We start from the raw sequence: 20286 nt of genomic DNA, 5'->3' as shown, positions 1-20286 counted from the left end.
CTCAGAGAATAAAAGGAAAGACCGCCTTTTTTTCTCTTGAGAACATTTGCCTGTCGGGGCTGATCAAGGCGCTTACGCTTTTGAGGCGTCCAGCTTCAGCGCCTAGCCCCTCGGGGTCAAATAACCTCAAGAGAATAAAAGGAAAGACCGCCTTTTTTTCTCTTGAGAACATTTGCCTGTCGGGGCTGGACAAGGCGCTTACGCTTTTGATGTTACGATAACATTTCAAATTTTTCAGAATATTTCACTCTAACTATAGCATTTTCTAAAATATGGTTCAACAGTGAGTATAAATTACCGAAAATTGAAAAAACATAGCAAAGTGTACATAATAAAAGGTAAATATAATTCAATTTTAATTAGAGAGTAAGGGGACGTTCTTCATGAATGAAAAAGAAGCGATTCAGCAGTTAGAGAATCCAAACACGACTGCAAGTCTGGTTGGGGATTTTAGAAACATGGGTATCGAAAAGGGGATGGTTCTCATCGTACACTCTTCTTTAAGTTCCTTAGGGTGGGTATGCGGTGGTGCTGTTGCTGTAGTAGCTGCCTTGATGGAAGCAGTAGGGAAAGAAGGGACGCTGATAATGCCTGCTCAATCTGCAGATAACTCTGACCCGGCAGAGTGGGAAAACCCGCCTGTTCCGGAGAGTTGGTGGCAGATTATCAGGGATGAGATGCCTGCCTATGATCCGGACGTGACTCCTTCAAGAGGAATGGGGAAAATAGCAGACGTGTTTAGGGATTTCCCTGGAGTAAGCAGAAGCAGCCATCCTGTGTACTCCTTTGCTGCATGGGGAAAACACGCAGGGTACATCCTAAGCGAGCAGCCGATAGAGGAAGGATTTGGCTCAGATTCACCTCTGGCAAAAATCTATGAATTAAAAGGAAGTGTGCTCCTGATCGGTGTTACACATGAAAGCAATACATCCCTCCATTTTGCAGAACACAGTATTAGCAACCGGCAGAAGGTCAAAAAAGGGACTGCGATGATGGAGGGTGGAAACCGTATATGGAAAAACTACGAAGAGATTTTATACGATTCCGATCCTTTTGATGAACTCGGAAAGGAATTCGAGGGAAAGTATACTATTAAAACATCAGTGATCGGGAAAGCTGACTGCAGGCTTATGGAGCAGCGTGAATTAGTTGATTTTGCACGAAGATGGCTTCAAGAAAGAAATGAAAAGAAGGGAATGGAAGAGTGATGAATGAAAAATTAGTAAGAGTTGGGGCTACTTATCTTCCTGTGCAAAACCCAGCATCATCTGCTCAGTGGTACTCTGTGAACCTTGGAGCGGAAATAAGCTATCAGGATAGCGATAAAGCCATTTTAAACCTAGCCAATCAGAGCTTTTTTCTTGTGAAGGCCGGCGGTAACCAATCGGCGGGTTTTTTTGATAAGAATGGAGAGGAACACTTTTCATTAACATTTGAAGTGGACGGTCTGTCTGCATTGGAAGAACTTCACCACAAATTCAAACAGCAAAAAATTAAGACTGGGGACATTGAAGATCGGGGCCATGCCGGCCGGAACTTTGTCTTTTGGGATATGGACGGCAATATGTTCGATGTATGGAGCGAGCTTAGTCCTGACTTTAAAAAGAGATATACAATAGATTAAAATGTTTCACGTGAAACCTTTTAAAAGGAGGAAAACGATGACAAAACCGCAATATGAAAAAGCAACCTTTGCCGGCGGATGTTTCTGGTGCATGGTTTCTCCTTTTGATGAGAGGGAAGGCATCAAGGAGATAGTATCAGGATACACGGGGGGAGGTACTGAAAATCCGTCTTATAAAGAAGTAGTATCAGGGCAAACAGGTCACAGGGAGGCTGTTCAAATCGTCTTTGATCCTGAGGTGTTCCCATATGAAGAACTTCTGGAGCTGTACTGGCAGCAGATTGATCCGACAGATGACGGAGGACAATTCAGTGACAGGGGAAGTGCTTATACGACAGCTATCTATTACCATAACGAAAAACAAATGGCTGTAGCGGAAAAGTCGAAGCGGGACCTGCAGGAAAGCGGGAAGTTCCAAAATCTAATTGCAACCGAAATCCTCCCAGCCCAAGCATTTTATCCGGCGGAAGACTATCATCAGGAATTTTATAAGAGAAATAATTTCAGATACGAACTTTACCGCAGGGGATCCGGCAGGCAGGAGTTTTTGAAAGAGCACTGGCCAAAGGACACATCACATCTCAAAGAAAAACTCACAGAGATTCAATACCAAGTCACACAGGAAAATGGTACAGAGCCTCCTTTTGAAAATGAATATTGGAATAATGAAAGGGAAGGAATCTATGTCGATATCGTTTCCGGGGAACCACTTTTTACGTCAAAAGACCAGTATGACAGCGGATGCGGCTGGCCCAGCTTCACCAAGCCTGTTATGTCTGCAAGCGTAAAAGAAAAATATGATTTGAGTCACAGAATGACCAGAGTCGAAGTGCGAAGCCGTGAAGCTGATTCCCACTTGGGACATGTTTTTGAGGATGGTCCGGGTAAAAACGGGCTGCGGTACTGCATCAATTCAGCTGCACTAAGGTTCATTCCTGTGAAAGATTTGGATAAAGAGGGGTATGGAGATTTTAAAATCCTTTTTCCAGCACATTCATAAAAGATCCGCTCAATGTCATGGATACTCTTGATTCTCCTGATAGCGCAAAAGTGCATTGAATCAGCTATACCAGGCAAATATTCCAAAGAAAAGTCACCCGAAAATTTTATAAAAGTAATTGGCATTGTACACTAAGTAATAAAAAAACGTCCTGGGAACCCTCACAGGACGTTTCATTTTGATACCAATGGTTGTATGAATGGTAAATCGCTGCTGAAGTAGGGTGATTAGTCGTTAAACACCCTACTAAAATGGGAAATCACCGCTGAAGTATAGTGATTAACCTGTAAACACTATACTAAAATGGTAAATCGCTGCTGAAGTAGGGTGATTAGTCGTTAAACACTATACTAAAATGGGAAATCATCGCTGAAGTAGGGTGATTAGTCGTTAAACACTATACTAAAATGGGAAATCATCGCTGAAGTATAGTGATTAGTCGTTAAACACTATACTAAAATGGGAAATCATCGCTGAAGTATAGTGATTAGTCGTTAAACACTATACTAAAATGGGAAATCACCGCTGAAGTATAGTGATTAACCTGTAAACACTATACTAAAATGGTAAATCGCTGCTGAAGTATGGTGATTAGTCGTTAAACACTATACTAAAATGGGAAATCATCGCTGAAGTATAGTGATTAACCTGTAAACACTATACTAAAATGGGAAATCGCTGCTGAAGTATGGTGATTAGTCGTTAAACACTATACTAAAATGGGAAATCATCGCTGAAGTATGGTGATTAGTCGTTAAACACTATACTAAAATGGGAAATCATCGCTGAAGTATAGTGATTAGTCGTTAAACACTATACTAAAATGGGAAATCACCGCTGAAGTATGGTGATTAGTCGTTAAACACTATACTAAAATGGGAAATCACCGCTGAAGTATAGTGATTACCTTGTAAACACTATACTAAAATGGGAAATCACCGCTGAAGTAGGGTGATTAGTCGTTAAACACTATACTAAAATGGGAAATCACCGCTGAAGATAGTGATTAGTCGTTAAACACCCTATTAAAATCAGAAATCGCTGCTGAAGTATAGTGATTAGTCGTTAAACACCCTACTAAAATGGGAAATCGCCACTGAAGTATAGTGATTAGTCGTTAAACATCCTACTAAAATGGGAAATCACCGCTGAAGTATGGTGATTAACCAGGCAGTGCTTTTTGAGGCATTTACATCTTCAGGTTGCCTGCATCTATAGGAGCAAGATGCTGTTTCGGTTCAGGAACCCGGGATAGAATAATGATGCCAATGATGAATAGAATGACTAGACTGAAAACACCTGTACTGGAATCGCCTGTCACCTGAGCAGTCACCGCGACAAGGAGCGGTCCCATGATGGAGGCGAATTTTCCAAAGATATTATAAAAACCGAAAAATTCATTGGAGTTTTGTTTAGGAACCAACTTGGCAAAATACGATCTGCTTAAAGCCTGAATCCCTCCCTGAGATGTGGCAACAAGCATCGCGAGTATCCAGAAGTCTAGCGTCGTTTCCAGGAAATAAGCATAGATACAAACAAAGATATAAATGATGATGCCGACATAGAGCATTTTCTTTCCCGTGAATTTTTCAGAAAGCCTTCCGTAAAGAATGGCAAATGGAGCTGCCACGACCTGGGTGACAAATAAGATGATGAGAAGGCTTGTGGATGATATGCCAAGGTCCGACCCATAGGCTGTCGACATAGTGATGATGGTGCCGACACCGTCAATATAAAAGAAGTAAGCAAGCAGAAATAAGAATAAGGCACGGTATTTTTTGATTTCTTTAAATGTTTTCGCAAGACGCTTGAAGCTGTTGACGACCGGCTTAGGCTCCGGCTCAATATAGTAGCGCTGATGGACATTTTTAAACATGGGAATGGCAAACAATCCCCACCACAAAGCAGTTATAAGAAAAGCGGTCTTACTTGCGATCGTGGTTGAAAGGGGAATGGTCCCGCTCTGCGACAGTACAATGATGGCAATACTGATGAGGAATGGAATGGTGCTTCCGATATATCCAAGTCCAAAGCCTCGCGCAGACACTCTGTTCATTCTCTCATCCGAGGTCACATCGGTAAGGAAGGCGTCATAGAATACATTTGCTCCGGCCGAACCGACTGCAGCGAAGGTATAACAGATTAAAAGGATGAGCCATTGGTCACTTGGAATGAAAGCCAGCACGGCTGTAGCTGTGATTCCCAAGCCAAAGAAGAATGTGAAAAACTTCTTCTTGAACCCTTTATAATCGGCAATAGTTCCAAGGATCGGACCGAGCATAGCCAATATAAAAGTAGCGATGGCGATCGTGTATCCCAAGTAAGCAGTAGAATCGGATGCGCTTACTCCCGCATTGGTGGCGGCTGCCTTGTAGAACAATGGAAAAACCGCCGTTGAGATTATGATGGAATACGCCGAGTTAGCCCAATCATAGAACATCCAGCTGTTTTCTTCTTTCGAAAAACTTTTCATCAGCATTGACCTCCTGGAAACGATTTCAATTTTATTGTACAAGAAAAGCAGTGAAGAAAATGAAAAGCCCGTAAACTTTACATAAGATTTACAGTTTCAGCAGGTCTTGGACGATTTGCCCGTCTGTTTCTCCCAAGTGAATCCCCAGCAGCCTGGCAAATGTCGGCCCTTCATCCACAAGGTGCATGGCCGGGATGATGGCCCCCTCGCGTATCCCTTTACCGGAAGCCATCAAAATCGTATGATAATCCGGCTTGTTCGGTGAATACCCATGGGAAGCATACGTATATTTTCCAGATTGGACATCTTCAGGAGTGATTTCATCCAGATAACTTCCCTCGAGCCCTTCTTTGATGTAAAAGCCTTTTAGAGCTTCAATCATGAAAGCACAGTTCCCGTCAGCTCCTTTTTTCCGGGCTTCTTTACCGGTTATGATATGTTCAATACCGTTCTTTTCATCCTCTAAAAGACCCCGCAAAATCCCTTCTGCGGCTTTCAGTGTTTCGTGATCATGTGGGTCTTTAACGTATATATATGCCGAGCCGTCGCAGCTTTTGCAATAAGCTTTCCAATCAATCACTCGCCCGGTGTCGTTTACGCTGATCAAGCCCTTTTCCTTCAATAGGACATTAGGTTTAATTGCTTTGGATTCATCGAGAGCGCTGTGGTCGCCAAGGGCTATAATGGTTGAATTGTCATATATGCCGGCATCTTTCAAGGCTGACAGGATTCTGCCCAGACGCTCGTCATGTCTTTTCAAAGCCGCATATGCCTCCTCAGAAGAGAATCCATGATAGTGTCGGTTGGAATCCAGGTCGGTAAAATGGATGAGCATGAGGTTGGGTTTTTTCTTGCAAATGGTTTCAACCGTTGATTCAAGTACAAAGTCGTCCAGCTCCGGCTGAAACAGCCCATTACGGATGTGGCCGAAGCGCCGGTTCATTTCCAGCTGAAAAGAAGTGCTGCCATTCCAGAGAGAGACGGCTACTTGGTGATGCCAGGGCCGGTTGGCGAATATTTCAGGCATATTGTAGTCGATATTCGCCTTGGCGGTTACAGGCCATAGTAAGGCAGCAGTCGTAAAGCCTGCTCGTTTTGCCTCATCATAGAGTGTAGTCCCTTTGATATGATGTCTGTGCCAATACCAGTCAGGAGAGGCGCTGCCAGGCTGCAGGTGAGTATTGTTGATGACTCCATGTCTGTTCGGGAAGTTGCCGGTCACGATAGTGGCGTGGCATGGATAGGTGACGGAAGGATAAATCGTTTCGACAGCTTTGCAATAGGCTCCTTTCCTTAAAAATGCTTTAAAGTTAGGGAGTTCGGTCAGTGTGGGAAAATCCAAAGAAGAAAGACAGTCGAATGAAATAACAATCAAGTGGTCAGTAAGTTGTTCCATGAAAGCCTCCGCAATCAAAATATTTAAAAAATTCACTATATGTATTAAATATAACAGAAAACCTGGATTAGACCAGAAAGGATTTAAATGGAAGCGAAAACTTTACAATCACCATTCTGCATAGCATCCTGCCGGCTTGGGGTCCAGGGATACGGGGCCGTGAAGCGGATTTACGGCTTTCATTTTTCCATAGAGAATGGTGTTCTTTGATGCTTTTTCACTGCTGCTCTTTAAAACGGCCGCAAACTTTGCAAAAGGCTGTTTTCGCATATATTGCTGCTTTCGGAAAAATATCAAGAGCCGGATTTTTCACCGGTTACTAAGAGTTTTATCTCTTAGCGGGGGAGATTAGCTTTTTTCTTTTCTTGATATTGATCTTTCTTCGGAATAGTATCAATAGCAACAAAGTTTACGAAAAGTGCCTTGCAACAACACCTATAAGAAGAGTAATTGAAAAAATAAAGGGCGAAACCATTGCCGGTTTCGCCCTTTGCCAGCTTCAGTCTTCCCTGAAGCCGGACAAGCCATTGTTCCAATATCATGCCTGAATATAGTCGTAATCGTAATCCGTTTTATCGTCCTTGAAGTATTCCGCGATCACCTCTTTATCCGAGTGGGGAATTTCTTTTCCTTCGACGATTTGGGCTCCATTGATACAGCCGCTTGTCAGCAGAATGAGGTCCTCTTCGTTGCTGAGTGCAAGGGCGGACAGCACTCCTTCTGCTCTGGTCCTCTCAGTGTAAATATTTTCAGCAGAGGGATCAGAGAAGCCTTCAAGAACATTGCTGATGATCTCATCAGGATCATTAAAGTCAGGGTGATCAACGGAAACAACAATCTCATCTGCTTTTCCGTCAATCGTTTCTGCCATTAGCGGCATTTTGGATTTATCCCTGATTCCTATTCCGGTAATCAGGACAATCAATCGTTTGTACTCAAGTTTTTTGACTTCCCTAAGCAAATTGTCAAGGGCAGCCGGTGTGTGGGCATAATCAAGAAGGATCTTTCGGTTTCCGTACTCTGTCAGAATTTCAAACCTTCCTTCAGGCCCTTCAACCGAAGGCAGAGCCAGCAGGATCTGATGAATCGAATAACCTGAGTGCAGGGCTGTGCATATAGCAGCAAGTATATTGGCTACGTTATAGTTTCCGATGACCGGCACTCTGACAATATAAGACTCATCGTGAACCTTTAGTTCAAAAAAGGTCTCGTGGCCGATGGTTCTTAAATTGGACGCTTTTACATCCGCTTCAGACCTTCTATCAAGGCTGTAAGTAAGTACTTCCCCGGGATACATGTCCAGGATATCCTTGCCCATGCCGTCATCATCGATATTTACCACTGCTTTTTTAGCCTGCCTGAATAGTTTAAGTTTGGCTTCTTTGTAGTTTTCAAATGTTCCATGAAACTCCAAGTGTTCAGGAGAGAGGTTGGTATGTATGGCGATATCAAACTCTATTCCTTCCACCCTTTTTTGTTCTGTGGCAACCGAGGATACTTCCATGGCAGCAGCCTGATCACCGCGCTGATGGAACTCATCAAAAATGTAATGTAAATCAGAAGATTCCGGAGTAGTCGGCGTACTTTTCTTCAGATTGATTTTTCCAGAGGAAGAAATAATGCCGGTCGTCCCGATTGAGCCGGTCGGTGTTCCGAGCAAGGTCATCAAGGATTTTACATAGGCAGTGACAGTGGTTTTCCCGTTCGTTCCCGTCACCCCGATAGTGGTCAGCTTTTCGTGGATACTTTTATAAAACACAATTGACAATTGCGCAAGGAATGCCCTGGCATCCTCTACAAGAAGAAATGTCCGGTCCGGATACTTTCTACTGGCTTTTTCAAACACCTTAGCGTTTTCCCCGGCCAGTACAACTGCTCCATTACGGATCGCATCTTCAAGGAAGGAATGCCCATCGTGCTTTTCACCGCTTACACAAACAAACGCAGCATTCTCCTGCACTCGTCTAGAGTCATAATTGACATTTGAAATTTCTCTCTTCTCTTTTCCCCAGAGGCGGTTGATTCCTAACTGTTCCTGTGATGTAAAGTCAATATTCATGGCTCTCTCCCTTTGATATGAAAGTCGGTGATCCCAGCTTCATATATAGTTTGACCGTAACAGCAGTGAGCATATACAAGAGGAGTAAATGCTAGTCATTCTCTTTCAACAGACTGTCTCAATTTCTATCCGTCTTTACCCGGATTTCAGAAAATTATTCTGGAAAAGATTTCTTGCAAAGGAAAATGTAATAGTGGCCACTGCTTTTGTGAAGAAAATGAACTGTATGAAGTTTTGGATGGTTCTGAGAAGATTTTCCATTAAATTTGAGATATACTCTAGATAAAATTCAACAGTCAAAAGCTCGGAGGAAGGTATGGCCGGAAAAAAATCAAGGGGCTTTTTTTAACTCAATCAATTTCAGCATCATTGGAATAATGAACGCATTTATTGATATATTTTCATTAAATTTGTTCTTACTTCTATACCCTGCAGAACAAGGGGCAGTATTGGTCCTTTTCAATACAGCCGCCTATACCCTGGCTGTGTTCAAACAGTTATTTTTGGAATTCGCGTCTGACTTTTAAAGAGGGCAGCAGGAAAGGCCGGTAAAACTTACCTTCGTGATACAGGCGATGATCAGCAATGCCGTATTCTTTGGGTCAGTTCAGTTGCTGGGTCTTACATCATTGCAGCTGTTTCTGGTACACAACCTCTCGAAAGCCCTGGCCATGCTCCTGTCTTCGGGGGCAAGCTTTCTTTTTATGAAATATTTGGTCTTCCGGACAGAAGGGGAATCATCTGTAAAAGGGAAACGCAGCAGAATCAGATAATCGTTCGTGCCATAATTGACTAAAGGAGGAGAAGAAGAAATGAGCACTGTAAAATGGGGAATTATGAGTACAGCCAATATCGCCAAAAAGGCTATCATCCCAGCACTCCAAAGTTGTGGAAATGCCGAGGTCACAGCAATTGCAAGCATCAGCGGCAAGGCAGAAGAAGCCGCAAATGAATTTTCCATTCCGAAAGCATATCAGAGCTATGAAGAACTTTTAGACGATCCTGAGATTCAAGCGGTCTACATCCCGCTGCCCAATACCATGCACAAGGAATGGGTCACGAAAGCGGCAGAGAAAGGCAAGCATGTGCTGTGTGAAAAACCAGCAGCATTGAACGCTGAAGACGTAGAGGAAATGGCCGAAGCCTGCCGTTCAAATAATGTCCTTTTCATGGAGGCCTTCATGTACCAGTTCCATACACAGCACAATCGGGTCAGGGAACTGATTGCAGAAGGTACCATTGGAGAAGTGAGGCACATGAGGTCGGCATTTACCTTTAAACTGGATCTTGAAACAAACAAGCAGAATATCAGGCTGGATAGAGGACTTGGTGGAGGAAGCATCTGGGATGTCGGCTGCTACTGCATCCATTCCACCAGGTATATATTAGGGCAAGAACCGATAGAAGCCTATGTGAAGGCGGATGTTCATGAGGAATTTGAGGTAGATACGAAAGCATCAGGCCTTCTCAGTTTTGAAAAAGGGGTGACCGCAAGCTTCGAGTGCGGATTTGATCAGCCTATGAGGGATTACTATGAAGTTTCCGGAACTAAAGGAACAATCAAGGTTCCATTTGCCTACCGTTCAGACCGCTTTCCTAACGGAGAAGTCAGCATCATCATACTGGATGAACAAGGAACGGAGAAAAAGGAGGTACTGGAGGGAAATCAATATGAGATTCAAACAAACCACTTCAGCGAGTGCATACTGAATGGGAAAAAACCTGTTTACTCCCCTTTAGATACCATAAGAAATATCAAGGCCATTCAAGCTTGTTACGAGTCCTTAGAAAAAAGTGCTCCTGTACGATTATAATCAGAAGCTGTTTTCGAATATATTCTTGCTTTTGGAAAAATCCACAAGAACAGTCAGTATCAAATAGCAGCAAAGTTTAAGAAAAGAGTCTAACTAGAATTTCAAAATCGTCTCTCAGGAGGCGGTTTTTTTTGAATAATAGGTACTTACCTGAGATAGACAAAAACTAAACAAAAATTAAACGAAAATAATACAGTCGGATGTTTTATCAAAAATTTTTAGGGCATATATTTAGCAAGAAAGTGAAATAAAACCCTTTAAGGAGGAGGAGCCATGAAAGCATTAGATTCAATTGCACTGATACTATTAATTGTCGGAGGCCTAAACTGGCTGCTTGTCGGATTATTCGAATTTGACCTAGTGGCAGCCATCTTTGGCGGACAGGAAGCCATTCTTTCTAAAATTGTTTACATCCTTGTTGGTCTTTCAGCGATTTACTGCATCAAACTTTTTGGCAGAATCAAAGATTAATATAAGCTGCTTTATCAGCAGACTAAAGCCATTCCAGCTATCTGGAATGGCTTTTTTATTGTTTAGGAAATTATAAATTAACCCTCTATGGATAACTTATAGCAGCATCCTCCACATCTAGCTGCAGCGCCTGAGGATCCGTACCCACTGGAACGGATTTAGCCCCTCGGGGTCAAATAACCCTCAGAGCATAAAAGGAAAGAGGACCTTTTTTTCTCTGAGGAACATTTGCCTGTCATTATAGATGGCTTTTATGCATGAACAGGCTCCCATAAGTTTTCAATCCCCTGCACACGTTTGATGGTGGTGATGGCTCCTTGATGAAGGCCTTCATGCCAGTTCGCGAAAGAAACCACTTCGGCTAACGTTTCAAAAGCAATTTGCTTTGTCATTTGGAAAGGCTTTTCCCCTTTCTCCGATAGTCTTCCCATGAAAGAGGCCTTTAACCTTTCCGGCTGTTCAGACAAGAGCCGTCTTAACTCCTTAAGTGAAGGAGGCGTTCCTTCCCAGGAAGCAGGACTTGTATTGAAGCCAAACATTTCAGCAAAACCTTCGGGGATTTGTCCTTTTTCTCCTGCGAAAGAATGGATAAGGTTTTCATGGCTTAAATATATATGGCCCAAATTCCAACGGATGGAATTTTTGAAGCCGTCCGGCACAAAGTCAGCCATTTCTTCCGTTGTGTTGTCCAATGCGGCAATCGTTCTCATACGGATGAAATCCATTTGCTTAAAAAGTTGTGTATCTTCCATCATCTTTCCTCCTATAGCATTTTCCTTACTACTTCTGTATATTTGGAGAAAAACCCTTTTATTAAATATTGAAGGTTTAATGTTAGACTTATAATGGATAGGCAGGGATAATTAGATTTGAAACAATGTGGAAGTACAGCTTGTTAGTAAAGTCTCAAAGTTCATAAATCAAGTGAAAAAATAAAGGATTCAGACCAGATGGGTTGAAGTAAGTAAGATGATATTTAAAAATATATAATATACATACAATAGAATTGGCGTAAATCTGAAACTTTTTGATTCGCAGTGCGTATAAGTTAGTAAGAACATAGAGAATCTGGACGGAGGTGAAAACATGAGCATACTAAAAAGGCTGTTTGGCAAAAAAGAAAAAGAGGTGCCAGTCGTAAAAGAACGAAATGTTTTCACAATTGAAGTCGGAGATATTGTAGCATATGATCTTGAGGACTATGAAGTGGTCAGCAAGCTAACATACAATGACCATGGCTTTGAATGGATAGGATATCAATTAGAAAGCCCGGGACGTACAGTGTGGCTGAGCGCTGAGATGGATGATCAGGTGTATTTAGGGATCTATGAGAAAGTGAAGCTGAAGCTGAGTGAACCGATACCGGAAGAAATCGAGTATAACGGAACACGTTATTACTTGGATGAATCCGGAAGTGCAAGAGTAAAAGGAGAAGGCCGCGGGAAAAATGTGAATGACATAAATTGCCGTTACTTCGACTTTGAGGATGAAGAGGAAGAAAGTTATTTATCCGTGGAGATTTGGGGCAGTGAAATCGAGGTCAGCAGCGGATATGAAATTAATGAATATGAAATCAAAATAATCGCAAGTAATTAATCAGGAGGCTGAAATCATGTTTCAATTATTTAAAAGAGTAAAAACGGTAGTAGGTTCAGAGTTGAATGCCATGCTTGATAAAGCGGAAGATCCGGTGAAGATGCTTGATCAGTTCATGCGTGAGATGGAAGCGGATATCCGTGACGCAGAGGCGGCGGTAGCGAAGCAGATCGCGAATGAAAAAATGCTTCAAAGAAAATATGAAGAAGCAGACAAAATGGCGGAGAAGAGACAGCAGCAGGCAGTCAAAGCACTGGAAGCCGGCAATGACGATCTTGCCAGAAGAGCACTAGAAGACAAGAAAACCCACAGTGCACAGGCTGATACAATGCGTGAATCCTATGAGAGAGCCAAAGGCGATGCGGACAGCCTGCGCAAGAAGCTTGATGAAATGAAGAATGAATACAACCAAATGAAGCTGAAGAAGGATTCATTAAAAGCGCGCGCTGAATCGGCAAAAACACGTACAAAAATGAACCGGGCCATGTCTTCTATTGGCGGGGACGAATCCAGAAAAGGCTTCGACCGTATGGAAGAGAAAGTCCTGCAGTTTGAAGCAGAAGCTGAAACAAGCGAGGATATGAGATCGTCGAACCGAAGCCTTGATGATGAACTTGATGCATTAGATAAGAGCAACGGTGTGGACGATGAGCTGGCAGCCCTAAAGAAACAACTAGGAAAAGAATAGATCTGCAGCTTCAGGAATCGCCTCCTTGTGCGGTTCCTGCTTATGTATGTCTTCTTGGAAGCAATGCACTTGGAAGGTGTATTCAGGCAGTCTTCTTGAGGACACGAACTTGAGGAGCTAGTGGAGAAGATGTATCCAAGCAGGCCGCTTGGGAACAAATCAAATCAATTTGAAGTATGAGCAAGTGAAAGCAGGTGAGTTAATGAAGAAGTCGTTAGCGGTCTTGATTATTACAATGATTATGCTGGCCGCCTGCGGTCCTGGCCCTGGTTCAGGGAGCGGTTCAATATTCAAGGAAGGTATAGTCGACTTTATCAACAATCAATATACCTTTACCGATACGGTGGCAAGCGGGGCGGATGACAGCAATTATTCAGAAGTTTACATAGCAGAAAATCAATCAATTGATGAAGTAGCACAAGCTATCCAGAATCACGTGGAACCCGAAAGAATCAGTGATAAGAAGGACAATAAGCAGGTGCTTGTCTATGACGAGTTGTTTGTCATCCTTACAGAAGATGAGGAAGACAGTGCGAACACCATGATTGAGGTAGCTAATGACCGGTTTGTGCGCAACAACTACAGCCCTAGTTTCTTTGAGGGTCTGCTGCTCTATTCGGTTTTGAATAGTTTACTCGGTACCAATGACTGGGACAGAAGTCAGCGCCTAAAATGCAGAAATAACCCTGAATTGTGCTACGGCGGATATAGCCGATCAGGCGGAACTTTTACAGGCTACAATAAAGCACCTATCCGCGGAGGATCATCTTCTGTCAGGGGCGGGGGTCCTGGTGCCGGAAAATAAAAAAATGGAAGCGCACTGTTCACCTCCGGCAGGCAAATGTTCCGAAGAGAAAAAAGGACGTTCATTCTTTTCGGACGCATTATCCGGGGATCCTGTGCTGCAAACGGTGAATAAGGAATTTAGAAGGGAGACTGAGGCATGGAACCATTTATTTTAACACTTATGTACTTTGCAATAGCGATAGTAATTGTAATAATTGGACTCTATATTTTTGAATTGTTGACAAGTAAATACAAGGATTGGGATGAGGTACTGGCAGGGAATCAAGCGGTTGCCCTTTCTATAAGCGGAAAAGTGATCGGAATCTGCATCGTCCTGGCTTTTTCGATATACCATAGCTCCGTACTGACCGACACACTGATCTGGGGCGCTTTTGGGGTCGTCCTGCAAATGGTCGCATACTTGCTGTTTGAACTGTTGACAAGAAAGTTTTCAGTTGAGGAACAGCTGCACAAGGGCAATATGGCAGTTGGAATCATCACCTTTGCCGTATCTGTCGGATTGGCATTTGTCATCGGGGCTTCAATTACGTAATGTGAATTCTCCGTTCGGCTTCACAGCTGGGCGGAGACAAGAATCTCAATTTAACCCGAAGGCTTTCATAAAGGGGACTTATCAGTGGAAAATGAAGGAATTCGAAAAACGAAAGCAATTTATTGGGCTTCAGGGATTGTCTCGATTTGCGGGATTATCTTTGAAGTCCTGTTTGGTGCCGCGGGATCTTATATTCTGGGTGACGGTGTGAAGCAATATACCTTAACGATTTCGCTCTTCTTGACGGGTATGGGAATCGGCGCTTCTATCAGTGAAAAAGTAACAAAGAATCTTATCGTCTCTTTTATCTGGATCGAGTTGCTCATCGGTCTGATCGGCGGTCTGTCCATTTTTACCTTGTTCGGAGTAACCGCCTTCTTTGGTGAAGGGACGGACGCCTTTTTCCTCTATGCTGTTACAGCTATCGTGGGAGCGCTGACAGGGGTTGAACTGCCGATTTTGATTAGAAAAGCTAACGAGATTGGAGAAACGTTAAACCGCAGTACAGCAAGGGTGCTTTTTTCAGATTATGCGGGAGGTTTAATTGGCGGTCTGCTGTTTGTCTATCTTCTGAGGCCTCAATTCGGCCTGGTCAAAACAGCTTTTATTGTCGCCTTAGTAAATGTGGTCGTGGCTCTTTGGCTCATTGTGTATTTTAAAGATGAGATCCGATCCTTGAAAAAACATGCCTCTGCCGGCATCGCAGTATTTATCTTCTTGTTATCGGGAGTGTTTTGGGGAGAAGAAATGGCCTTTTCGTTTGAGCAAAAATTGTACCGTGACCCTATAGTCCACTCGGAGAACACGAATTATCAGCAAATCATCCTTACGAAAGAACAAGGCGACCTGCGGATGTTCCTGGACGGCCAGCTGCAATTCAGTTCATCGGACGAATACCGGTATCATGAAACCCTGGTTCATCCAGCCATGGCCGGTGCGGACAGAAAAGAAAATATCCTTATCCTTGGGGGCGGGGACGGGCTCGCCGTCAGGGAGTTGAGAAAGTATGATGAGATCAGACACATCACACTCGTGGATCTTGACCCCCGTGTTGTAGAGCTGGCCAAAGAGAACCCTTCCATAGCCGAACTGAATGGACAAGCTTTTGAAGATGAGCGTGTCGAAGTCATCAATGAGGATGCGTTTAATTATATGGAAAAATCCACAGATCTCTATGATGTCATCTTAGTCGATCTTCCTGATCCTAATAACGAGTCATTAAATAAACTCTACACATTGGAATTCTATCAGCTGCTCCGCAACCATCTCCCACCGGGAGGCACGATCATGGTGCAGAGTACCAGCCCGACTTTTGCGACCGAAGTGTATTGGAGCATTGATAAAACCATCCAGGCAGCGGGATTGAATACAGCGAACCTTCATGTTGATGTACCAAGCTTCGGAGACTGGGGATTCGTTCTGGCTTCACGGGAAAAACCATCTCTATCGGAGCTGGATATAGAGGTGGAGACAAAGTTTTTAACGGACGAAGTGCTGAATGGCTTAGGTGCCTTTGGAAAAGACATTGATTCCTCGATAACAGATGAGAATGGTAAAGAAGTGAAGCTGGAAATCAACACATTGATCAACCCGAATTTGATCCAGAAATATGAGAAAGCATGGACCACGTATTAGACGACCGGGCTTGCCTGTCTGTCTAATACGTTTTTTTGTGCCCTAAACCGGTTATTGTAATAAGAATGTGGCGATAAAGAGAGTAGGGGCTTTTGACCGAAAAGATTCATTTATGATTGGGAGATGAATATAATGGGGTGTATGGATTTCTGAAAGCCAATTCTTAAAAAAGGTGTGTTTGGATTTGGAAATGGATAGTAAATTGCAGCAAATCACAAGTACCTTGCAAGCGAGAGCGGGCAGCAGCGTCAATGTGATGCTGGCGAAGGACTTTCCAGGTAAGCGGATTGCCGGCGGAAAATACAATATGGGCACTCATACAATTACGATGTATATCGATGAAATCAAAAGACAGTGTAAAATCCTGTTTTCGACACTGGATCATTTTTATGAATACTTTACTGTGGTTTTTGCCCACGAATTGGGCCACGCGGGAGATAATGAACTCGAGGAACTTGCAGACAGGCTGGATTCCTCCGATGAGTATGAACGAAAACGAATTGCCCTGCAGATTGAAGAAAATGCCTGGTGCATAGCAAAAGATCTGATTCCGGAGATAGACAGAAACTTTACAAATCACATCATACAGGAATCCCTGCTTTCCTATCGCGCCCAGGTGAAAACGGAGACAGTCTCTGTGCCGGCCTGCATAATTCCATAGGGCTCTCTTCATACTATGATTGTAAGACCTAAAAGGAGAGATGAACATGGGACGCACAAAGTCAGGCAATGGAAACGCACAGCGCAACGACAACCAGAAAAAAGGTAACCGGACGAGCACCGAAATGGTCGAGTTCACTACAGGCGACGCAAAGAAGAAAAAGAATCGATTTCAGGATTAATAATGGAAAGGGGCATCTCTTGGCTGAGAGATGCCCCTTTTTTATTTCTTATGAATGCGGGAGGGTGTTTGGTCTGTTGAATTGGTTGTGCCGATAAATTGAGGTTTTCCGCCGATAAACCTTGGAAAAGCGCCGATAAAAAACTTTTTCCGCCGATAAAGTTGCTGAAATTGCCGATAAACGGCTGGTTTCCGCCGATAGGCTGACCAAACCATTATCCTCGAGGCAACGCCCCCCCCCCGAATAATAGCATCATTAATACTTCAGCTTCTTCAAAGGCTTATTCGCCGGCCCTTCCAGCACATCTCCATCAATCGAGAACCGTGACCCGTGGCAAGGGCAGTCCCACGTCCGTTCTCCGTGGTTCCAATTTACCTCGCAGCCCATATGTGTACAGGTTGTATCTACGATATGAAGAGTGCCATCTTCATCTTTAAAAGCCCCGCCTTTTTGTCCATTGACGGAGACATGAGCTCCTTCTCCCTTCTCCAACTCTGCCGGAGACTTCGAGGCAGGAGTGATCTTGCCTTTGATCAGGTGCTTCGCGACATCACCGTTGTATTCCAGGTAATGTTTGATGCTTGGATCTGCGACAAAGCGGGAAGGACTGAAGATTTCTTCATAAGGGCTGGACTTCTTGATGATAAGGTCTGAAAGAATCATTCCAGCTGCTGTTCCCGAGGTCATTCCCCATTTTTTAAAGCCTGTCGCAACAAAGATGTTTTTATGGTTTGCCGTCAATTGACCGATATAGGGAACTTTATCAACTGAGATTAAGTCTTGTGCGGACCATCGGTAAGAAAGTTCTTCGATCCCGAGAACAGATTCAACGTACTCCTCTAATGCCTCATAATGCTTGACGGTATCTTTCCCTTGGCCGGTTTTATGGTCCTCGCCCCCAACGAGAATGAGTTTCTCGCCGTTGACATCGGTAAACCGGAGAGAGCGGGTTGGACTTTCCGCATTGAGATACATGCCTCCCGGAAATTCTTTTTTTGCCTTCACTCCGAGGATGTAGGAGCGGCTGGCATACATTTTCGCGAAGTAAAAGCCTTTTCCGTCAAAGAAAGGAAAGTGTGAGCAGATTAAAACGTTGCTGCAATTTACTTTGCGGCCTTCTCTGGTTATAACCGTTGGGCTGCTTCCTTCCTGGATATCAACGGCCGTTGTATTTTCATAAATTGTGCCGCCGTTTTTAGTGAACTCTTCCACAAGAGCTTTTAAATATTTCAAAGGATGGTATTGGGCTTGTTTTTTCATTACGACAGCCGATTTGATATCCAGGTCGATAGGAAGCTTTTCAACCAGTTCGCCATCGATACCGAGTTTGTTATAGGCAATGAACTCCTGTCTTACCTTTTGGTCATACTTCTCTGTATTGCTGTACACATACGCATCCTCTTCGGTCAAATCACACTCGATTTGCAGGTCTCTGACATTCTGTTTTATGTATTGAAGAGCATCATCATTTGCTTGATAGTACGTTTTCGTCACATCCACTCCAAAGTGCTGGATAAGCTCATCATAAATAAGCCCGTGCTGAGCGGTGATCTTCGCTGTCGTATGGCCCGTGGTCCCGTTAAGGATGCTTCCTGCCTCAAGGATGGCTACCTTTTTCCCTTGTTTGGCGAGCTCATATCCCGCTGTAATACCCGCAATACCTCCTCCGACAATCGCAATTTCCACCTCGGTGTCCTGAGAAAGGGGCGGGTAACTGTCAAAGCTGACAGACTCTCTCCAATACGGCTCCGGCTGCTCATTCATAACTTTTTCATTAACTGATGTCATCATAATCCTCCTAAACTATACTGATAAGCCTATAGTTTCCAAAATGAGGATAAATATGCTCTTGGTGACAGTCACCACCCGGTTAATGTCAAATGGGCAAAGTTGAGGGTGGTTCTTGTTGTTGGTGTCTGGTGCATCTGGAAGAAAGGAGCTCACAGTAAAACAAAAAAGCCCCTGCATTCGCAGAGGCTGGAATATTAGATAAGTTTTTCCGCCGCTTCAACGGTTTGCTTCAGCAGCATGGAAATGGTTACAGGGCCGACACCGCCGGGAACCGGTGTGATGGCGTCCGCGCGTTCAAGGCACTCTTCGTAGTCGACATCGCCGACATTGCCTTTGTTGTACCCGGCATCCAGGACCATGGCTCCTTCTTTAATCCAGGAGCCTTTGACGAAGTTGGGTTTTCCGACAGCGGCTACGACGATATCCGCTCCTTTAACGATGTCTTCCGGGTTTTCAGTATAGGAATGACAGGTTGTCACGGTTGCGTTCCGGTTCAGCAGCATCATAGATACAGGTTTGCCAAGGATTGGACTTCGTCCGATTACGACAGCATGCTTCCCTTCGATCGGCAGTTCATAAAAATCCATGATTTCCAGTATTGCTGCCGGTGTGCAGGAAGGATACGTTCCGAAGCCAAGAGAAGTCTGGCCGAAGCCAAGCGAAGTGACTCCATCTACGTCTTTTTCAATTGCGATCGCTTCAAAAGCAGCCCGCTCATCTATTTGAGGGGGAACAGGATGTTGAAGAAGGATTCCGTGCACGCCTTCATCTTCATTCAGTGAATGAATCGTTTTCAATAATTCTTCTGTTGTAGTGTCATTGGGAAGGGTGATTTTTTTAGAAAGGATGCCGAGGCGCTCACACGCATTCCCTTTCATTTTGACGTAAGTGGCCGAAGAAGGATCATCGCCGACTAATACAGTGGCAAGACAAGGGGTGATTCCGTTTTCTTTCAGATTTTCCACTCTTGACTTCAGTTCCTCTTTTACTGCAGTTGCGACACGGCTGCCATCCAGAATTATTTTTTCTTTCACTGTCATTATATTCCCTCCTGGTTATTGTTGAATTGGCTGATTTCAGAACAAGAAAAGAGGCTGATTCAAAGGACATACCTCTGCCTAAAAAGGTGTCCAGAAAAATCAGCCTCAGCCCAGGCGAACGGCTAGTAGCATTTAAAAAAGCAGCTCCCTTGTGGTTGGTTCCACAGCTTCGCCAGTTACTGCTTTCGTCGTTTAAATTGTTAGCTTTAGTATAACACGAATATAAAATAATAATCTACCTTTAATGTTCGTTTTTTTATAGTGAGAATGCTTACGCATATAGTGTGGCTATCAGAAAAAGCTAAAAGCTGGATTTTCCCCCATGAATACTAAGATTTTTCGCTCTAAACGAAGAGAGACGTTCTTTTTTTCCGCTTAGGGCGTTTTAGAGAAAGAGTGTTGGTTTCCATTCAAGATACCCGGCTTAGCTGGACGGGCGTCTGATGGAGCAAATTTTATAGTGAAAGAGGCCTGTCATTTCCTTAATTGGTACCCAGTGGTAAGAATAAGGTAACTTT

At 43.6% G+C, this 20286-nt stretch carries 20 protein-coding genes and 1 riboswitch; of the genes, 12 read left to right on the top strand and 8 right to left on the bottom strand.

The features are described from left to right. Nucleotide 1 precedes the first annotated feature (1 nt). Nucleotides 2-193 carry a hypothetical protein gene (locus FZC78_RS09200; protein ID WP_148939390.1) on the bottom strand — a complete coding sequence of 64 codons (192 nt, stop codon included), beginning with the start codon at nucleotides 191-193 and terminating at the stop codon, nucleotides 2-4. Nucleotides 194-383: 190 nt separating this feature from the next. On the opposite strand from FZC78_RS09200, the gene FZC78_RS09195 reads away from it, so the two are divergent. From FZC78_RS09195 to msrB, 3 genes are read left to right on the top strand one after another with little or no spacing between them, the layout of a single operon-like run. Beyond that, nucleotides 384-1208 (top strand): aminoglycoside N(3)-acetyltransferase, encoded by an 825-nt coding sequence (locus FZC78_RS09195; RefSeq protein WP_148939389.1) that lies wholly within the window; start codon nucleotides 384-386, stop codon nucleotides 1206-1208. Beyond that, nucleotides 1208-1624, top strand: coding sequence for a VOC family protein (locus tag FZC78_RS09190; RefSeq protein ID WP_148939388.1), 417 nt, complete (start codon nucleotides 1208-1210; stop codon nucleotides 1622-1624). The genes FZC78_RS09195 and FZC78_RS09190 overlap by 1 nt, the downstream gene beginning before the upstream one ends. Before the next feature lie 37 nt (nucleotides 1625-1661). Continuing rightward, nucleotides 1662-2624, top strand: coding sequence for a peptide-methionine (R)-S-oxide reductase MsrB (gene msrB, locus FZC78_RS09185; RefSeq protein WP_148939387.1), 963 nt, complete (start codon nucleotides 1662-1664; stop codon nucleotides 2622-2624). Nucleotides 2625-3813: 1189 nt separating this feature from the next. On the opposite strand, the gene FZC78_RS09180 is transcribed toward msrB, so the two are convergent. From FZC78_RS09180 to FZC78_RS09170, 4 genes are all read right to left on the bottom strand, one after another. Further along, nucleotides 3814-5100 (bottom strand): MFS transporter, encoded by a 1287-nt coding sequence (locus FZC78_RS09180; protein ID WP_148939529.1) that lies wholly within the window; start codon nucleotides 5098-5100, stop codon nucleotides 3814-3816. Between the two features lie 85 nt (nucleotides 5101-5185). Beyond that, the gene (locus FZC78_RS09175) at nucleotides 5186-6493 is read right to left on the bottom strand and encodes an ectonucleotide pyrophosphatase/phosphodiesterase (protein WP_148939386.1); all 1308 of its coding nucleotides are present in this window, start codon (nucleotides 6491-6493) and stop codon (nucleotides 5186-5188) included. 108 nt (nucleotides 6494-6601) lie between these two features. Continuing rightward, nucleotides 6602-6763 carry a hypothetical protein gene (locus FZC78_RS23595; RefSeq protein ID WP_187444861.1) on the bottom strand — a complete coding sequence of 54 codons (162 nt, stop codon included), beginning with the start codon at nucleotides 6761-6763 and terminating at the stop codon, nucleotides 6602-6604. A gap of 268 nt (nucleotides 6764-7031) precedes the next feature. Continuing rightward, complete coding sequence (locus FZC78_RS09170; protein WP_148939385.1) at nucleotides 7032-8552, bottom strand: UDP-N-acetylmuramoyl-L-alanyl-D-glutamate--2,6-diaminopimelate ligase; 1521 nt, start codon at nucleotides 8550-8552, stop codon at nucleotides 7032-7034. 812 nt (nucleotides 8553-9364) lie between these two features. Between FZC78_RS09170 and FZC78_RS09165 the strand changes: the two genes are divergently transcribed. Together FZC78_RS09165 and FZC78_RS09160 are read left to right on the top strand one after the other, a co-directional pair. Beyond that, complete coding sequence (locus FZC78_RS09165) at nucleotides 9365-10366, top strand: Gfo/Idh/MocA family protein (RefSeq protein ID WP_148939384.1); 1002 nt, start codon at nucleotides 9365-9367, stop codon at nucleotides 10364-10366. 273 nt (nucleotides 10367-10639) lie between these two features. Further along, a complete protein-coding gene (locus FZC78_RS09160; protein WP_148939383.1) occupies nucleotides 10640-10837 on the top strand; it encodes a DUF378 domain-containing protein in 198 nt (65 codons plus the stop codon). 251 nt (nucleotides 10838-11088) lie between these two features. Here the strand turns inward: FZC78_RS09160 and FZC78_RS09155 are convergent, their stop codons facing one another. Then, nucleotides 11089-11589 carry a DinB family protein gene (locus FZC78_RS09155; protein ID WP_187444860.1) on the bottom strand — a complete coding sequence of 167 codons (501 nt, stop codon included), beginning with the start codon at nucleotides 11587-11589 and terminating at the stop codon, nucleotides 11089-11091. A gap of 334 nt (nucleotides 11590-11923) precedes the next feature. Here FZC78_RS09155 and FZC78_RS09150 point away from each other — a divergent pair, with 334 nt between their 5' ends. From FZC78_RS09150 to FZC78_RS24555, 7 genes are all read left to right on the top strand, one after another. Next, a complete protein-coding gene (locus tag FZC78_RS09150) occupies nucleotides 11924-12433 on the top strand; it encodes a DUF4178 domain-containing protein (protein ID WP_148939381.1) in 510 nt (169 codons plus the stop codon). Nucleotides 12434-12449: 16 nt separating this feature from the next. Further along, nucleotides 12450-13121 (top strand): PspA/IM30 family protein, encoded by a 672-nt coding sequence (locus FZC78_RS09145; protein WP_148939380.1) that lies wholly within the window; start codon nucleotides 12450-12452, stop codon nucleotides 13119-13121. A gap of 202 nt (nucleotides 13122-13323) precedes the next feature. Beyond that, entirely contained in the window at nucleotides 13324-13926 is a 603-nt protein-coding gene (locus tag FZC78_RS09140; protein WP_148939379.1) for a DUF4247 domain-containing protein, read from the top strand. 138 nt (nucleotides 13927-14064) lie between these two features. Beyond that, entirely contained in the window at nucleotides 14065-14460 is a 396-nt protein-coding gene (locus tag FZC78_RS09135; RefSeq protein ID WP_148939378.1) for a DUF350 domain-containing protein, read from the top strand. 84 nt (nucleotides 14461-14544) lie between these two features. Beyond that, on the top strand, nucleotides 14545-16095 hold the full coding sequence (locus FZC78_RS09130) for a polyamine aminopropyltransferase (protein WP_148939377.1): 1551 nt from the start codon (nucleotides 14545-14547) through the stop codon (nucleotides 16093-16095). Between the two features lie 190 nt (nucleotides 16096-16285). Continuing rightward, nucleotides 16286-16756: a hypothetical protein gene (locus tag FZC78_RS09125; RefSeq protein WP_148939528.1), complete on the top strand. Its 471-nt coding sequence runs from the start codon at nucleotides 16286-16288 to the stop codon at nucleotides 16754-16756. A 46-nt stretch (nucleotides 16757-16802) separates the two neighbouring features. Next, entirely contained in the window at nucleotides 16803-16937 is a 135-nt protein-coding gene (locus FZC78_RS24555) for a hypothetical protein (protein ID WP_262372167.1), read from the top strand. A gap of 255 nt (nucleotides 16938-17192) precedes the next feature. Here FZC78_RS24555 and FZC78_RS09120 read toward each other — a convergent pair whose 3' ends face one another. Together FZC78_RS09120 and FZC78_RS09115 are read right to left on the bottom strand one after the other, a co-directional pair. Beyond that, the gene (locus FZC78_RS09120; protein WP_148939527.1) at nucleotides 17193-18725 is read right to left on the bottom strand and encodes an FAD-dependent oxidoreductase; all 1533 of its coding nucleotides are present in this window, start codon (nucleotides 18723-18725) and stop codon (nucleotides 17193-17195) included. Between the two features lie 197 nt (nucleotides 18726-18922). Continuing rightward, complete coding sequence (locus FZC78_RS09115; RefSeq protein WP_286365482.1) at nucleotides 18923-19768, bottom strand: bifunctional 5,10-methylenetetrahydrofolate dehydrogenase/5,10-methenyltetrahydrofolate cyclohydrolase; 846 nt, start codon at nucleotides 19766-19768, stop codon at nucleotides 18923-18925. Between the two features lie 101 nt (nucleotides 19769-19869). Further along, nucleotides 19870-19958, bottom strand: a riboswitch (ZMP/ZTP riboswitch). Between the last annotated feature and the right edge of the window lie 328 nt (nucleotides 19959-20286).

Source organism: Rossellomorea vietnamensis (assembly GCF_008180415.1).
GTDB classification, from domain to species: Bacteria; Bacillota; Bacilli; order Bacillales; family Bacillaceae_B; genus Rossellomorea; species Rossellomorea vietnamensis_C.
Note: the sequence above shows the minus strand (reverse complement) of the source record. Positions and strands in the feature narration are given on the sequence as shown.

Excerpts from the sequence above, each read along its gene's own strand:
- FZC78_RS09150 (WP_148939381.1), top strand. The coding sequence starts at position 11,924 with ATGAGCATACTAAAAAGGCTGTTTGGCAAAAAAGAAAAAGAGGTGCCA.
- msrB (WP_148939387.1), top strand. The coding sequence starts at position 1,662 with ATGACAAAACCGCAATATGAAAAAGCAACCTTTGCCGGCGGATGTTTC.
- FZC78_RS09145 (WP_148939380.1), top strand. The coding sequence starts at position 12,450 with ATGTTTCAATTATTTAAAAGAGTAAAAACGGTAGTAGGTTCAGAGTTG.
- FZC78_RS23595 (WP_187444861.1), bottom strand. The coding sequence starts at position 6,763 with ATGCGAAAACAGCCTTTTGCAAAGTTTGCGGCCGTTTTAAAGAGCAGC.
- FZC78_RS09195 (WP_148939389.1), top strand. The coding sequence starts at position 384 with ATGAATGAAAAAGAAGCGATTCAGCAGTTAGAGAATCCAAACACGACT.
- FZC78_RS09175 (WP_148939386.1), bottom strand. The coding sequence starts at position 6,493 with ATGGAACAACTTACTGACCACTTGATTGTTATTTCATTCGACTGTCTT.
- FZC78_RS09140 (WP_148939379.1), top strand. The coding sequence starts at position 13,324 with ATGAAGAAGTCGTTAGCGGTCTTGATTATTACAATGATTATGCTGGCC.
- FZC78_RS09165 (WP_148939384.1), top strand. The coding sequence starts at position 9,365 with ATGAGCACTGTAAAATGGGGAATTATGAGTACAGCCAATATCGCCAAA.
- FZC78_RS09190 (WP_148939388.1), top strand. The coding sequence starts at position 1,208 with ATGAATGAAAAATTAGTAAGAGTTGGGGCTACTTATCTTCCTGTGCAA.
- FZC78_RS09170 (WP_148939385.1), bottom strand. The coding sequence starts at position 8,552 with ATGAATATTGACTTTACATCACAGGAACAGTTAGGAATCAACCGCCTC.
- FZC78_RS24555 (WP_262372167.1), top strand. The coding sequence starts at position 16,803 with ATGGGACGCACAAAGTCAGGCAATGGAAACGCACAGCGCAACGACAAC.
- FZC78_RS09135 (WP_148939378.1), top strand. The coding sequence starts at position 14,065 with ATGGAACCATTTATTTTAACACTTATGTACTTTGCAATAGCGATAGTA.
- FZC78_RS09115 (WP_286365482.1), bottom strand. The coding sequence starts at position 19,768 with ATGACAGTGAAAGAAAAAATAATTCTGGATGGCAGCCGTGTCGCAACT.
- FZC78_RS09120 (WP_148939527.1), bottom strand. The coding sequence starts at position 18,725 with ATGACATCAGTTAATGAAAAAGTTATGAATGAGCAGCCGGAGCCGTAT.
- FZC78_RS09155 (WP_187444860.1), bottom strand. The coding sequence starts at position 11,589 with ATGGAAGATACACAACTTTTTAAGCAAATGGATTTCATCCGTATGAGA.
- FZC78_RS09160 (WP_148939383.1), top strand. The coding sequence starts at position 10,640 with ATGAAAGCATTAGATTCAATTGCACTGATACTATTAATTGTCGGAGGC.
- FZC78_RS09125 (WP_148939528.1), top strand. The coding sequence starts at position 16,286 with ATGGATAGTAAATTGCAGCAAATCACAAGTACCTTGCAAGCGAGAGCG.